Source organism: Aeromonas bestiarum (assembly GCF_000819745.1).
GTDB classification, from domain to species: domain Bacteria; phylum Pseudomonadota; class Gammaproteobacteria; order Enterobacterales; family Aeromonadaceae; genus Aeromonas; species Aeromonas bestiarum.
Genome location: NZ_CDDA01000035.1, coordinates 1 through 14,904 on the forward strand (window position 1 = coordinate 1; position 14,904 = coordinate 14,904).

13 protein-coding genes and 1 pseudogene are annotated in these 14,904 nt (G+C 63.6%); 5 read left to right on the forward strand and 9 right to left on the reverse strand.

Annotated elements, in window-relative coordinates; translation table 11 throughout:
- Positions 1-67 precede the first annotated feature (67 nt).
- The 9 genes and pseudogenes from BN1118_RS18155 to BN1118_RS18195 form a co-directional block, all read right to left on the reverse strand.
- A complete protein-coding gene (locus BN1118_RS18155) occupies positions 68-994 on the reverse strand; it encodes a L,D-transpeptidase family protein (protein WP_043557389.1) in 927 nt (308 codons plus the stop codon).
- Between the two features lie 171 nt (positions 995-1,165).
- Positions 1,166-2,422 (reverse strand): mechanosensitive ion channel family protein, encoded by a 1,257-nt coding sequence (locus BN1118_RS18160; RefSeq protein WP_043557390.1) that lies wholly within the window; start codon positions 2,420-2,422, stop codon positions 1,166-1,168.
- A 134-nt stretch (positions 2,423-2,556) separates the two neighbouring features.
- Positions 2,557-3,756 (reverse strand): acetate kinase, encoded by a 1,200-nt coding sequence (locus BN1118_RS18165; protein WP_043138665.1) that lies wholly within the window; start codon positions 3,754-3,756, stop codon positions 2,557-2,559.
- A gap of 175 nt (positions 3,757-3,931) precedes the next feature.
- Entirely contained in the window at positions 3,932-4,402 is a 471-nt protein-coding gene (locus tag BN1118_RS18170; protein ID WP_043138662.1) for a NanQ anomerase/TabA/YiaL family protein, read from the reverse strand.
- Positions 4,403-4,705: 303 nt separating this feature from the next.
- Positions 4,706-5,812, reverse strand: coding sequence for a 1-acyl-sn-glycerol-3-phosphate acyltransferase (locus tag BN1118_RS18175; RefSeq protein ID WP_042869525.1), 1,107 nt, complete (start codon positions 5,810-5,812; stop codon positions 4,706-4,708).
- Positions 5,813-5,969: 157 nt separating this feature from the next.
- Positions 5,970-6,155: pseudogene (locus BN1118_RS18180) on the reverse strand (multicopper oxidase domain-containing protein); the annotation flags it as partial.
- A gap of 28 nt (positions 6,156-6,183) precedes the next feature.
- Positions 6,184-6,876 (reverse strand): aspartate/glutamate racemase family protein, encoded by a 693-nt coding sequence (locus BN1118_RS18185; protein WP_043557393.1) that lies wholly within the window; start codon positions 6,874-6,876, stop codon positions 6,184-6,186.
- Between the two features lie 121 nt (positions 6,877-6,997).
- Positions 6,998-7,588, reverse strand: a complete 591-nt coding sequence (locus tag BN1118_RS18190) for a LysE family translocator (RefSeq protein WP_043138651.1) — start codon at positions 7,586-7,588, stop codon at positions 6,998-7,000.
- A gap of 118 nt (positions 7,589-7,706) precedes the next feature.
- Complete coding sequence (locus BN1118_RS18195) at positions 7,707-8,303, reverse strand: LysE family translocator (RefSeq protein WP_043557394.1); 597 nt, start codon at positions 8,301-8,303, stop codon at positions 7,707-7,709.
- A gap of 116 nt (positions 8,304-8,419) precedes the next feature.
- Between BN1118_RS18195 and BN1118_RS18200 the strand changes: the two genes are divergently transcribed.
- From BN1118_RS18200 to BN1118_RS18220, 5 genes are all read left to right on the forward strand, one after another.
- A complete protein-coding gene (locus BN1118_RS18200) occupies positions 8,420-9,796 on the forward strand; it encodes an aminotransferase-like domain-containing protein (RefSeq protein WP_043557395.1) in 1,377 nt (458 codons plus the stop codon).
- A 53-nt stretch (positions 9,797-9,849) separates the two neighbouring features.
- Positions 9,850-10,314, forward strand: a complete 465-nt coding sequence (locus BN1118_RS18205) for a hypothetical protein (protein ID WP_043557396.1) — start codon at positions 9,850-9,852, stop codon at positions 10,312-10,314.
- 97 nt (positions 10,315-10,411) lie between these two features.
- The gene (locus BN1118_RS18210; RefSeq protein WP_043557397.1) at positions 10,412-12,472 is read left to right on the forward strand and encodes a PA5441 family protein; all 2,061 of its coding nucleotides are present in this window, start codon (positions 10,412-10,414) and stop codon (positions 12,470-12,472) included.
- Positions 12,442-13,167, forward strand: a complete 726-nt coding sequence (locus BN1118_RS18215) for a DUF3142 domain-containing protein (RefSeq protein WP_043557398.1) — start codon at positions 12,442-12,444, stop codon at positions 13,165-13,167. Before BN1118_RS18210 ends, BN1118_RS18215 begins: the two co-directional genes overlap by 31 nt.
- A gap of 111 nt (positions 13,168-13,278) precedes the next feature.
- A complete protein-coding gene (locus BN1118_RS18220) occupies positions 13,279-14,904 on the forward strand; it encodes a response regulator (protein ID WP_043557399.1) in 1,626 nt (541 codons plus the stop codon).

Below are 14,904 nucleotides of genomic sequence, written 5' to 3' on the forward strand. Positions count from 1 at the left end.
ATAACTGGGACAGAGCCTAAAAAAAGCCCCGGCCAGTGGCCGGGGCTAGAGACGATTGGCGCCAGGATCAGCGATTGATCGCGATCGGCATGCCGCTGCGCTGTTCCAGCGCCTGCTTGACCAGCTGGGAATCGCTGTCGGCATGGGCGATGAAACGGGTCACGGCCGGGGTCATCGGCAGCGGAGCCGGCAGGCTGGAGTTGAACTCCTCCTGGCTGCGGGAGAGCGGCTGATGCACTTCCAGATAACGGCGACCATCCGGCTCGACCGAGGCCTTGATCGGCTGGTTCACGAACTGCACGCGGGTGCCGACCGGTATCTTCTTGAACAGGTATTCGATGTCTTCGTTGCGCAGACGCACGCAACCGTGGCTCACCCGCAGACCTATGCCGAACTGGGCATTGGTGCCGTGGATGGCGTACATCTTGCCGATGTAGAGCGCAAACAGCCCCATGGGGTTGTCCGGGCCGGCGGGCCAGACTGCCGGCAGGCTCTCGCCACGGGCGGCATACTCGGCATGCATCTTGGCGGTCGGGGTCCAGGTCGGGCCCGCCTTCTTGCGCTGCACGCTGGTCACCCAGTTTTCCGGGGTGTCGGTGCCGAGCTGGCCGATGCCGATGGGCAGCACTTCCACCACCTTCTTGCCTTTCGGGTAGTAGTAGAGGCGCATCTCGGCCACGTTCAGCACTAGCCCCTCGCGCGGGGCATCCGGCAGGATCAGCTGATGCGGCACTATGAGCTTCTCGCCGGTCTGCAGCAGCAGGGGATCCGCCTTGGGGTTGGCCTCGAGCATGTTGGTCAGACCCAGCTGGAATTTGGCGGCCGCGGCTTCCAGCGGCTGGCCATTTTCCTCTGCCGGCACCACGTATTCCAGATTTTCACCCACCAGACGGCTGTTGGCCGCAGGCAGGGCATATTCAACAGCAAGCACTGGCGCGGCGGCCAAGACGAGGCTGCAGCACAGAGCGGCCGCAGTATTGTGAAGGAGCTTCATAACTTTCCTGTAATGGATGACGTGGTTCAAGACTCTGGGCTGACCCGGGATCGGCTGGGCGGTCCGGGGGCGGAGAGAAGGCCGCCATTTTTCTCCTCTCTTGGCCAAAATTCAACAAGCAAATGGGGCGGCGACGCAGGATTTTATGCCCCCGCGCGCCGCCGGGCAGTTTTAGCCGTTGCTGACGGATCCCCGTTGCCAGGTGCGCATATCGTAACCTGTGGGAGATTGGTGCAACCGCAGATGAAATTGCTCAATGATGGCAAAGATATGGTCGAAAATATCGGCCTGGATCCCTTCGTAATCGGCCCAGGCGGTGGTCGCGGTGAAGCAGTAAATCTCCAGCGGCAAACCGTCCGTGGTCGGCGCCAGCTGGCGTACCATCAGCGTCATGTCCTTGCGAATGCCGGGATGGGCCCGCAGGTAGGCGTCCAGATAGGCGCGCAGGGTACCCAGATTGGTGAGGTGACGACCGTTGATGGGACAGCTCAAGGCATCGCTGAGCTGCTGGTTGTAGACGCTCAGCTCCTGCTCCTTGTGGCTCAGATAAGGCGCCAGCAGCTGGGCCTGCTTGAGCTGCAACTGCTCATCCGCGCTCAGAAAACGCACGCTGGTCATGTCGATGCTGACGCTGCGCTTGATGCGGCGACCGCCGGATTCCGTCATCCCCTGCCAGTTTTTGAAGGAGTCGGAGATGAGGGCATAGGTGGGTATGGTGGTGATGGTCTTGTCCCAGTTCGACACCTTGACGGTAGTGAGACCTATGTCAGTCACCTCGCCGTCGGCGCCGTACTTGTCCATCTGCAGCCAGTCGCCGACGCTCAGCATGCGGTTGGCGGAGAGCTGGATCCCCGCCACCAGGCCGAGGATGGGATCCTTGAACACCAACATCAGCACGGCTGTCATGGCACCCAGGCCGCTGAACAGGAACAGCGGTGACTTGCCGAGCAGCAGGGCTATCATCAGGATGCCGACCAGTATGCTGCCTACCAGTTTTACCCCCTGGAAGATGCCGCGCAGCGGCAGATCCCGCCCGAGCCGGGTGTAGCGGCTCACCGACAGCATGCAGTCGAGCAGGGCGAACAGCGCCAGCAGCAGGAACAGCAGGATCCAGAACTGGGCCAGCATCTCGATCCACTGCAGGCTCTCGGATTTGCGCGGCAGCCAGATCTCGGCCTGACCGAGCAGCACAGCCCCCTGCAACACCAGGGCGAGCCGGTAGAACAAGCGCTGTTGCAGCTGAGGCGGCAGCCACACCTGCTTGGTCTTGCCGAGGATGCCAACCAACCGCACCAGAAGTACCCGGTGCAACAGCATGTGCAACACCAGCGAGGTAAGGACGATAAAGCCCAGGGCGATCACCAGTGCCATCAGGCCGCTGACTTCGATCCCCATGCCGGTCAGCCAGTGAAAAAACATCTCCTTCATCCCTACCTCCAATGCGTGAAACAGTTGTCAGGGTACGTATCTGCCACCCCATGTCAAATGACAAGCCGCTCAACCAGGGGCCGGAAACGACAACGCCCGGCACAGGCCGGGCGTTGATTCAGGGCGAGGTGGCGTTAGCCGACCAGGCTCAGGGCATCGCGGGCGATGACCAGCTCTTCGTTGGTGGGCATCACCAGCGCCAGGCGGCTGCCTTCGGCCGTGATGGGACCCTCGCCACCGAGCACGGCGGCATTGTTCGCCTCTTTATCTACCTTGAAGCCGAACAGGGCCAGACGATCCAGCACCATCTCGCGCACCATGGCGGCGTTTTCACCGATACCGCCGGTGAACACCAGAGCGTCCAGACGACCCTCCATGGCGGCGGCATAGGCACCGACATACTTGGCCACCCGGTAGGTGAACACATCGAGCGCACGCTTGGCGCCGGCGTCGGTCGCATAGTTGGTGGTGACATAGCGGCAGTCACTGCTCACCTCGGTCAGGCCAAGCAGACCGGACTCACGGGTGAGGGTGTGGTTGATCTCGTCCACGCTGTAACCGAGCTGGTCGTGCATGAAGAAGACCACGGCGGGGTCTATGTCGCCGCAACGGGTGCCCATCGCCAGCCCTTCCAGCGGGGTCAGGCCCATGGAGGTGTCGACGGACTCGCCGTTCTTGATGGCGCAGACGGAGGCACCGTTGCCCAGGTGGCAGTTGATGATGTTGAGCTCGGCCAGCGGCTTGCCCAGCGCCTTGGCGGCTTCTTCCGCGATGAAGCGGTGGGAGGTGCCGTGAGCGCCGTAACGACGGATGCCGTTCTCTTTGTAGAGCTTGTAGGGCAGCGCGTAGAGATAGGCTTCCTGCGGCAGGGTCTGGTGGAAAGCGGTGTCGAACACGGCCACGTTCTTCTCGACCAGGGCCGGGAAGACCTTGAGCGCGGCACGGATGCCGATGAGGTGCGCCGGGTTGTGCAGGGGAGCGAACGGAATGGCGGCTTCGATGCCGGCAATCACGCCATCATCGATGCGAACGGAGCGGGAGAACTGCTCGCCACCGTGCACGATGCGATGGCCAATGGCCACCAGCTGCTCGGCCAGAGAGGGATCCTGGGGCAGGATGTGACCCACTATATGGTCGAGGGCAGCCTGGTGTGCGGCGCCCGCTCCCAGCATGGCTTCGCCCTTGACCCCGTGGAGTTTCCATTTGATACGTGCATCATCCAGATTGAAGCATTCGGCCAGGCCGGACAGCATGTCCTCACCTGTTTCGGCGTCCATTACGGCAAATTTCAGGGAAGAGCTACCGCAGTTAAGGATCAATACCAACTTGCTCATGTTCTACATCTTCCTGTGCTTCGGCTTTATGCCGACAGTGTCGTGTCATCCAGAAGTGGATGGGATTCCCCTGCCGGGGGCTTATGGTCGCAGGAAAGTGCGCCCAATTTTTCAATACGTTAAGTGCGGATCCTGATGATTCCGTGCACTCATCTTGGCCAGGCTGCACCGGCGGTTACAGGCCGGCCAGCAGATCCCTGTGCACCTTGACCACCAGCTTCTTCACCTGAGCCGGCTGGTTGGGGGTACAGAGAGGGCGATGCAGTTCTCCCGGCCAGAAGATGGCGAAGTCGCCGGGCTGCAACGCCAGATAACTGGTCTGTTCGTCGTCGACGAACCAGAGATCGGGATGGGGATGATCGGCACCCTCATTGCCATAAGCATGAGGCCCGACCCCTATCCACTCTTCACCGCGCAACAGCAGCTGGATATCCAGATACTGCTGATGGAACTCGCCACGGCGATCCGCGGCCGGCTCGGTCAGCTCTTCGCTCACCAGACAGAACAGCGTGAGGCCGTCGATCTCGCGCTTGCCGAGCGGCGCATTCAGCCACTGTTCCACGCTCTTCACCACCTCGGCCATGATGCTATCCAGCGGGGCGGGCAGCGGCGTGCGCTGCAGGGTATTCAGACTGCCGGTGATCATGGCGAGCGGATCCTTAGGTGTATTCAGGCGACATCTTTGTCGCAAAATGAAAAAGGACCCTGTTCAGGTCCTTGTGTCACACCGTCTGCAATCCGTGCAGACAGGAGTAGAGCATTTGCTCGTGCCGAGCGTGATGAGGCCACTGTTACACACTCATCCGCAGCTTGCCAAGAGGCGCAAGCGTATTCGCCCAGTGATCGTACCAGCTGAAACAATATTATTCACTACTCCATCGCCGCCGACTTTGACCAGACGCAAAAACGGGAGCATCTGCTCCCGTTTTTTTCGTACAACCGGTTTCATTCAAGCCTTGCGGGCGTTTTCCACCGGCTTGGCATACATGGCGCGCCAGATGCTCTTGTGCTCTTGTGGCACCTCTGACTGACGGGTCAGGAAGGCCGCCTGCTCTATGGTATTGGCCTTGCCGGACACATCTGCGGCCAGGTAGTTGCCCGGGAAGAGGCGATAGTTGCCCCAGATCGCCTTGTCGATCAGCGCCGCCAGTTCGTCCGGATCGCTGAACCCCTCGGTGATGGGGGCGCCGAAGGAGACGTGTACCCGCCCCTTCTGGCCGACGATGCCGGCGACTATGCTTTCGATGTCCTCGAACTCGCCCTTCTCGTAGCTGCCGTTGACCGACTTCTCGTACAGCTCGCGCGCCTTGGCTTTGTCGGTGGGATCCAGCTCGTAGCTGATGCTGACCGGCACTATGTTGAGGCTGCGCATGTAGTCGACGAAGTCGATTTTCTGCTTCTTGCCGTCCACATAGAACATCTTGAGGATGGCCGGATCCGTCTTGTCATCGCCATTCTTGGCACGCCCTTCCTTCTGGGCGATCCAGATGGAGTGACCCTCGTGCACCGACTGGCCTATGTAGGCAGACAGCTCGCCGAGCATTTTCATCATCTCCCGCGGCCCCTTGGCGGAGCGCTTGACGATGAAGCTCTTGTTGAGCTTCATCAGCTCGGTCGCGCAGGGTTTGCGCAGCAGGTTGTCACCGATGGCGATGCGCACCGTATCGAAGCCGTGGGTATGCAGTCCCCAGTTGACGAACGCCGGATCCATGGCGATGTCCCTGTGGTTGGAGACAAACAGGTAGCCCTGCTCCTTCTTCAGGTGCTCGATCCCCGAGAAGGTCACGCCCTTGGTGGAAGTGGCAATCATGCGGGACATGTAACGGGTCACGCCCATCTGCACCTGATGAATGGTGGTCACCTTGGACCACTTGTAGCGCAGGAACTGACGGATCAGCGGGCGTATGGCCCAGCCCAGCCAGCTCATCAGGGAGCCGAAACGATACTTGGCGATGGCGCCAACGAATTCATCATCCCGGATCAGCCGTTCTATGGCTGCCGGCACTTCTTCATCGCGGTAGGGGCGAATGTCCGCGAATCTATCTACTTCTGTCACAGTGTCAGCCTTGCATGTAAGGAGTCGCGGCCAACCGAGTTGGCCGGGAAATTCAGGGCGCAATTTTACACGCTTTTATGCCAAGGGGTATGTGATGTGCGTAGATAGTGAGATCTGACCAGTGAAATGAATAAATGGCCCCGTTCGGGCCATCTTTTTACTCTTCCACCGTGAACGAGATCATCATGCCGGTGTCCTCGTGCTCCAGCAGGTGACAGTGGGCCATGTAGGCCCGCTCCTTCGGCGCCGGGTGATCGAAACGCACCAGCACCTCGCTGCGCCCGCCCTCCACTTTCACTATGTCCTTCCAGCCGGCACGGTGCTGTGCCACCGGCTGGCCGTTGATCCGCTGGCCTGAGGGCGCCATGCCCTCAGGCCAGCGCCAGACTCACCGCAGCCTCGGCGTGGATTGCGGTGGTGTCGTAGAGCGGCACCGCCGCCTCGGCCTCCCCCACCAGCAGCGCAATCTCGGTGCAGCCCAGGATCACCGCCTGGGCGCCCGCCTCGGCCAGCCCGGCTATGATGGCCAGGTACTCGGCCTGCGATGCGTCGCGAATGTCGCCAAGGCACAGCTCGTCATAGATGATGCGGTGTACCCGCTCCCGCTGCGCCTCGTCGGGCACCAGCACCTCCAGCCCGAACTTGTCCTGCAGCCGCCCCTTGTAGAAATCCTGCTCCATGGTGAAGCGGGTGCCGAGCAGCCCGACCCTTTGTATCCCGTCCGCTTGCAGGCGACGGGCGGTGGCATCGGCGATATGGAGCAGCGGAATGTCGATGGCGGCCTCAATCTCGGGCGCCACCTTGTGCATGGTGTTGGTGCCGATCAGCAGAAAATCGGCGCCGCCGGCCTGGATGGCCCGCGCTTCTGCCGCCAGCAGGCGGGCGGTGGCGGGCCAGTCGCCGACGTGCTGCAACCGCTCTATCTCGGCAAAGTCGACGCTGCTCAGCAGCACCCGCGCCGAGTGCAGGCCGCCGAGCCGCGCCCGCACGCCCCGGTTGAGCGCCTGATAGTAGCTGACGGTGGACTCCCAGCTCATGCCACCCAGCAGACCGATACATTTCATGAGACCTCCTTGTACAAACCAAACAGAGGGCGCCGCTCACCACGTCGCCAATGGAATAAAAAAGGCCCCGCAGGGCCAACAAGACAGCCGGTAAAGGCCCGGGCTCAAGGTCAGGCCCGGACTAAATCCAGATCATCAGCACGCAGGCCGCCGTGGCGATCCCCATGCCCAGATTGAAACGACGCCAGCCACGGGCGGTGCGGATGATGCGGCGCACCTGGGCACCGAACAGCACCCAGAAGGCACCGGTATAGAGGCCGGTCACGAAGAAGATGCCGAGCACCCAGATGGCGGAGGGCCAGTAGGCCTCTCCCGCCAGGGTGAAACCGCTGATGGCGGAGAGCGCCATCATCCAGGCCTTGGGGTTGAGCAGTTGCAGCATGGCGCCCTGATGGGCCGGGATGAGCGGCCGGTTGCCCTCGGCCGGGCCGCTGGCGGTCGCCACCTTCCAGGCCAGCCAGAGCAGGTAGGCCGAACCGATGAGCTTGAGGCCGTCGTGCAGCAGCGGCACCTTTTCAAACATGACGCCAAGACCCAGCGCCGTGGCCAGGATCATCAGATTGATCCCCCCGACTACCCCCACCAGCAGGGGAAGGGTGCGGCGAAAACCCTGCGCCGCCCCGGCACTGGTGAGCAGCATGTTGTTGGGGCCCGGCGTACCGCAGGTGATGAGGGCAAAGCCCGCCAGGGGAAACAACCAGTTCAGATCCATCTCAACCTCTTGGTGATACAAACGCCGGCTCGGCGGCAAGCCTTCTAATATGCAGAGCCAGCCCCGCGGCGACAAGTCAGAAATGGCTCTTTCTTGCTAGCCGCCAGCGCGGCGCGGCTCAATACCAGAGCATGACCACACAGAGCGCCGTCAGCACACCGAGGGAGCTATTGAGGCGCCGCCAGCCCCGATCCGTGCTGATCCAGTTGCTCAGCTGATGGCCGAACAAGACCCAGACAAAGCAGACCGGCAGGGCCACCAGCACAAACATGGTCATCACGGCGAGCTGGCTCGGCCAGTAGCTGGCCCCGGTCAGGCTGAACAGACTGATGGCGGAGATGCCCATCATCCAGGCCTTGGGATTGAGAAACTGGAAGCCCAGCCCTTCCAGCAGGGTCAGCGGACGGGCGCGTCGGGCCGGATCACCGGGGGCACCGGCCACGGCGATGCGCCACGCCAGCAGCAACAGATAGAGGCTGCCGAAGATCTGCAGCCCCAGCCGCAGCAGGGGCCAGCGCTCGAACAGAGGATAGAGCCCCAGCGCCAGCACAAGTTGCAGCACGGGTTGACCCACAGCCACGCCCATCAGGTGCGGCAGGGTGCGGCGCACCCCGAAGTTGGCGCCGGAGGCGGTCAGCATGAGGTTGTTGGGGCCCGGCGTGCCACAGGTGAGCACGGCGAAGCCAAACAGGGTGGCATACCATTCTATCGTCATCATTGACTCCTGAACTGCACACATTGTATCGATACAATGTGCCATTCTTGATTGTTATTGGGTGTAAATTCACGCTATATTGCGAACAAATTTGGATCAATGGATTTATTGTCACCATGACAATCTGGACTCCGGACCTGACCCCCTTCGACGGCCCCCTCTATCTCAAGCTGGTGAAGGCCATAGAGCAGGCCATTCACGATGGCTCCCTGCCACCTCAGACCCGGCTGCCTACCCACAGGGCGCTGGCGGATCGGCTGGGGGTCACGGTCGGCACAATCACCCGCGCCTATGGGGAGGCGGAGCGACGCGGCCTGCTGGCCGCCAAGGTGGGACACGGCACCTGGGTCAAAGGCGCGGGCATGGATCCGGCCAACGAGTGGGTGATCCGCAAGGAGGAGGGGCACCGCATCGAGTTGTGGCAGAACCTGCCAGTGCAGCTGGACAGGGCCGCCATCATACGTCCCATGCTGGGGGAGCTGGCCGACGGGGATCTCAATGCCCTGCTCGGCTACGACAAGGAGGCGGGCCAGCCCGGCCAGCGCCAGCTCTTCATCGACTGGCTGGCCGAGCAGGGGGTGCACGGCAGCGAGGAGCGCCTGCTGTTCAGCCACGGCGCCCAGCACGGCATCATGCTCTCCCTGCTGGCCACCGGCTGCGTGGGAGAGACCATTTTGTGCGAAGGGCTCAGCTACCCCGGCATGCTGGGCAATGCCCGCCAGCTGAAGAATCAGGTGGTGGGACTGGCGATGGATGAAGAGGGGTTGCTCCCCGCCGCGCTGGAGGCCGCCTGCCGCACGCGGCGAGCCAAGCTGCTCTACCTCACCCCCACGCTGCAAAATCCCACCACCGCCATCATGAGCCAGGCGCGGCGCGAGGCCGTCGTCGCCATCGCCCGCCGCCACGATCTGCTGATCATCGAGGATGACGTCAACGGCCTGCTGCCCAGTATCCCGGTGGCGCCCCTGATCAACCTGGCGCCGGAGCGGGTCATCTATCTCGGCAGCCTGGCCAAGATTGCCTGCGGCGGCCTGCGGGTCGGCTTCGTGCTGGCGCCGCCCGCCCTGCGCAACGCCTTCGCCCAGGCGATGCGGCTGTCGAGCTGGATGGTGAGTCCGCTCTTGATCGAGCTGGCCTGCAAGCTGGTGAGCCAACGCCAGATCATGCCATTGGTCGAGCAGCAGCGGCAGATCCTGGCACGTCGCGGCGAGCTGCTTCGCCACCTGCTGCCGGGAGCCCGCTGGCAGGCGGGATCCATGCACGCCTGGCTGCCGCTGCCGGAGCCCTGGCGCAGCCAGGCGTTCGCCGAGGCGGCCAACGCCCTTGACGTCGGGGTGGCGAGCGGGGAACACTTCGCCGCCGGCCAGTTCGCCGCGCCACAAGGGGTACGGCTGAGCCTGAGCCAACCGGCCACGGATGCCCGCGTCGCCGAGGGGCTGGAGCGGCTGGCGCAGCTGCTGCGGGGCTCACCGCCCCCCAATCCCCTGCTATAGTCAGCCACTGTTTGGCCCAATAAGCCCAGATCCGCGCGCTCGAAGGAGAGCCCATGCACCCGACCCGCGTCTCACTCCTGCTCCTCACCCTGATGCTGGGGGGCTGTGCCTCGCCCGGTCATCAACAGCTGGGGGCCGCGCTGACCGGGCTGGAAGGGGAGCTGCAGCGGCTGGAGGAGGAGCTGGCGGCCATGAACGGCCTCCATTACCAGAAGGCGATAGACGCACCGCTCAGCCTGCGCCGCGCGCTGGCCACCCCAGCCCAGACGCAAGAGGGCCTGCAGCCTGTGCAGCGCCAACTGCAGGATGGGCCGCGGCTCAATTACCACTACCGGCTGCCGGATGGCATGACGACCCTGCCCATCGACAACCCCTGCCTGCGTTACGAATTCGAGCTGCGCCACCTGGGTCGCCTCGGCCAGCTTGCCCTCAGCTGGCAGGGCCGCGACGGCCAGGGTTCCCGCCTGATCCGCCAGAACGATTGTCCCTTCTCCGCCAAAGGCCCGGGTCTGCAGTAGGCCAGGCACCTGCCCCTATGGTCAGTTGAAAGGGCTGGCCACATCTTGTAGCTTGCCCCCATCCCGTTCCCCCTGCCCCTGGCCGGAGATCTCCCCCATGAAACTGCCCCCCCTGTGGCTGGCGCTGTGCAGCCTGCCCGTGCTGGCCTGCGGCCCGGATGGCTGCGAAACGCCGCTCACCCTGCAACTGACCGCCGCCCAGTGCCATCTGAACGGACTGCCGTTTCTCTCCCCAGATAACGACACCCGCACCAATCTGGCCCTGCTGCTGGCCGATGAGCAGGCCTTCTCACTGCCCGACGGGGCCCTGCCCCTGCCCTTCACGGTCGATGCGCTGATAAGCCCGGCCGTCGGCGACACAGGGCCCGCCGGGCCGGATCCCCTGCTGGTACTGGCCACCTCGCTGGGTATAGACACCGCGACCACGGAAGCGGCCGTTACCCGGGCCAACAGCTGGAGCGAGGGGCGCTGCATCAGCAACAATCCCGTCTCGGCCGAAGCCTTCCTGCAGGCACTGGCGCAGACGCCGGCACTCACCGCCAACGATCGCAGCCAGCTGGCAAGCCAGCGGCTGGCCATGCTGGGTCAGTGCGGTCAGCCGCAGGATGCGGATCTGGGCACGGCTCAAGACCAAAGCAAGCCAGCGCCGCTGTCGCCCGCCGCCCAGGGTTTCGCCGACTACCTGACCGCCAGCCAACACTTCTATCAGGGGGAGTTCGCACAGGCCGACGCCCTGTTTGCCGCCCTTGCCGGGCAGGACCAGCCCTGGCTGAAGGAGACGGCCGATTACATGCGGATCCGGGTCGCCCTCAACCTGTCCCAGCAGAACGCCTTCGACGACTGGGGCACTCTGGATCGCAACCAGATTGACAAGGCCGCCGTGCAGCGCAGCGAGCAGCTCATCGGCGACTACCGCGCCCGCTACCCAAAGGGGCGCTATCTGGATTCCGCCACCGGGCTGCTGCGTCGGCTGGCCTGGTTCAAGGGAGACAAGGAGCTGCTGGCGAGTCGCTACCTGCAGGCGAGCCAACGACAGAGCGCGCCGGATCTGGTCAACGAGATCGATCTCAAGCTGCTGATGCAGCCCGGCTTCACCGGCTCGGCGGTCATGCCCATGCTGACCCTGGTGCAGGATCTGCGCCGGCTGCGGATCCATGACAGCTGGGATGAGTGGCAGCCGCTGCAAGCCGCCGAGCTGACGCAGCAGACCTCCCAGTTTGCCAGCAACCCGGCCTGGCTTGCCTATCTGCAGCAGGCGGAGCGTTACTACCTCGCCAAGGACTATGACGCCGTGGTGGCGGCCGCCCCCGCGCTCGGCGCAGGCCCTCTGGATAACCTGGCCTTCAGTCAGCAGGTGTTGAAGGGGATGGCGCTGGCGGCCCGGCAAGCGTGGCCCGCCGCCGAACAACAGTGGCGCGCCCTGCTCGCCAACCAGCCGACCCCCTTGCAGGATCAGCTGTTGCAGCTGGCCCTGGCCATGACGCTGGAACGGGCCGGTCAGCTGGAGCAGATCTTCGCCAAGGAGAGCCCCATCAGGAGCGATCACTACCGCATTCCGCTGCTGGAATATGTGGCGCCCGCACCTCTGCTGCGCCGCATGGCCCGGGATGAACAGGCCTCCGACACCCTGCGCCAGCGCGCCAGCCATACCCTGAGCTACAAACAGCTGACCCATGGCGACTACCGGGGCTTCCTGCAGGATCTGGCGGGCAGCCCCGCCACGGCGCCGTTCGACTGGCAAGGCAGCCAGGATTACCAGTGCCCGGCCCTGACCTCGGTGGTCACCACCCTGGCCGACAATCCCAGGTCGCCCAAGGCGCTCAACTGCCTGGGCGAGTTCTTCCTGGCGCAGGGGCTGGACTGGGATCCCCTGCTGTCACGCCCCGGGGCCGATACCCTGGCGGGCAGTCCGGATCTGTTTGCCGGCAAGCAGAGCAGCCGCCTCGACTGGTATCAGAGGGTCATTGCCAATCCCAAGGCCGCCAGGGAAGAGAAGGCCTACGCCCTCTATCGCGCCATCAACTGCTACGCCCCGAGCGGCAGCAACGGCTGTGGCAGTCAGCAGGTGTCCGTCAACCAGCGCAAGGCCTGGTTCAATACCCTCAAGCAGCAACACGGGACCAGCCAGTGGGCAAAGCAGCTCAAATATTACTGGTGATGCTGGCCCTGCTCGGCACGGATGCCGGGGCCGCCGTCGAAGCGAGCCAGTATCGGCAGTTCTGGCTGTGGGCCGGGGTCAGACCCCAGCCAGTGCTGCAACAGGCCGAGCGGCTCTATCTGCATCAGGGCGAGATAGGCCCGCTCGATGCGCGCCAGCCCCTGCGTTTTCAGGGGCAGGGCATAGCGCCGAGCAAGCTGCCCGTCGGCGAGCTGTGGCTCGCCTATCGGGTGGAGCGGCTCGACTGGGATGCCAGACTGCTGCAGAACCTCGAAAACCAGCTGGCAGCCTGGCAGCGAAAGGGCAATAAAGTGCGCGGCATCCAGATAGATTTCGATGCCCGCACCCATCGGCTGGACGACTATGGCCAGTTCCTGCGCCAGCTGCGACGCCAACTGCCCGCCCGCTACGCCATCAGCATCACTGGCCTGCTGGACTGGACCCGTACCGGCGACATAGGGGAGCTGAACGCGCTGGCCGGGGTGATCGACGAGATGGTGGTACAGACTTATCGGGGTCGCAGGACAGAACCCGGCTACGCCCGCTATCTGCAGGCACTGCACCGGCTGACCCTGCCGTTCAAGCTGGGACTGGCCCAGGGGGGAGAGTGGGATCCCGCCTGGGAAACGAGATTGGCGCAGACCCCCGCCTATGGGGGGGTTGTGGTCTTTCTCATCAATCCTCCACTATCTTGACCGGAGGAGGGATTGACCCGGGCTCGTGGCTGGGCGATAACATTAGCTCTTTTTGAATCCGGTTGCGTGCCATACTTCCTCGTACTGTGATCCCGCAAAGGAGTGCCAAGGATGCAGATCCTGTTGATCGAAGACGATGCCATGCTCAGCTCGGCCCTCTCCAAGGGGCTGAATGAGCACGGTATTGCGCCATCCCAACTGATCCACTGCAAAGAGCTCACCACCCTGCCCACCCTGCTGCGTCAGCAGTCGTTCGATGCCGTCATCTGCCGCCAGTATCGCCATCAGGCTCGCGAAGGGATCCGCCTGCTGCAGGAGGCGCACTATCTGGGCTTGCTCGAACCGGGCTGCGTGCTGTTGTTGCTGGATGAGGATCACGATCCGCTCCAGTATCCCCCCTCGGATCTCTACTTCCCGCTGCACCTGCCCATGCCGTTCACCGCAGAGCAGCTGACGCTCTGCCTGCGCGATCTGGTGCTGCTGACCGGGCTGACCCGCCCCCTGCCCGCCCCGATGAAGCTGAGGGAGTGGCATATCGGCTGCGCCCTGTGTGAAGACCTGCTCTATCAGCAACAGAAGCACAAGGAGCTGGGCCCGCTGCTGGACAGGGTCAAGGGCTACATGTTGCTGCAGCAGCAGGATCACTTCCACGCCACCCAGCACTATGCCATGTGTACCACGGAACACGACGCCTGGTGGCCGCGCAAGGGCCTGATCCACTCACTGCTGGGATTGAACAAGCTGGACAGCGCGCGCAAGGATCTGGCCCGCAATCAGGAGCGGCTGCCACCCAGCATACAGCTGGAGCTGATGCTGGCCTGCCTGCTGCACGAGTCACAGTGGGAATCTGCCTGGGAGGTGCTCAACCAGTTGCTGCACAAGCAACCCTGGCAGCCCGAGTGGCGCCAGGCCGCCATCCTCTTGGCCCTGCTGCTCAAAGACGAGGGGAAGGCGCTCGAACAGGCCAACGCCCTCAGCCTGCGCTTCTTTTCCGAACACAAATTCCGGATATCCATCGAGAATTTCATTCTGAACGCCAGTCTGGCGGTGATCTGGCACTACCCCACGGCGGCCCGGATCAGCGCGTTGCAGCAGGAGTATCAGTACCTCAGTCAGGCCGTGACCCTGCGCGCCCATGAGGATGCCTTGCTGCAGGCCTTGATGCTGAGCCTGGATTACCGCTTCGACGAGGCCCTGGTGCTGCTGGCAAGACACCCGCCGGAGACGGCGCGGGACAATCACCTCAACCAGCTGCTCGGTTTTGCCGTCAGCCAGTTCTGCGGCCTGCCCCACCACGCCCAGCGCTACCTGACGCAGCTCAGCCAGTATCAGGCCAGGGTGGCACCGTCCCCCCTGCTCCAGCAGCTGTTCAAGCAGGTGGTCACAGACCAGATGCAACAGCTGGAGCGCCGTGAACAGCGGCTGACCTATCTGCGCCAGGAGCGGCAGAGAGCGACAGTGGCCGGCCAGCATCAGCTCGCCGTACAGTACGCCCTGACCCTGCAGGAGGAGTTTCCGGCGCTGCCCGGCGATGCCTGGCAACTGCTTGAGTTGCTGCAACTGTGCTGGCCCGCCGGCATGCCGGCCCCCAAGGTGGCGCTGCTGGTCGACCGGCTGGAGCGGCGCCTGACTCACAGCGCCTCCTTCATGGAGCACCATGCGGCGGCGTACCAGAAGACGCTGCAGCAGATCAGGTTACACCTGAACCCCAGATTGCCCAGCACGCCCCCCAACTGA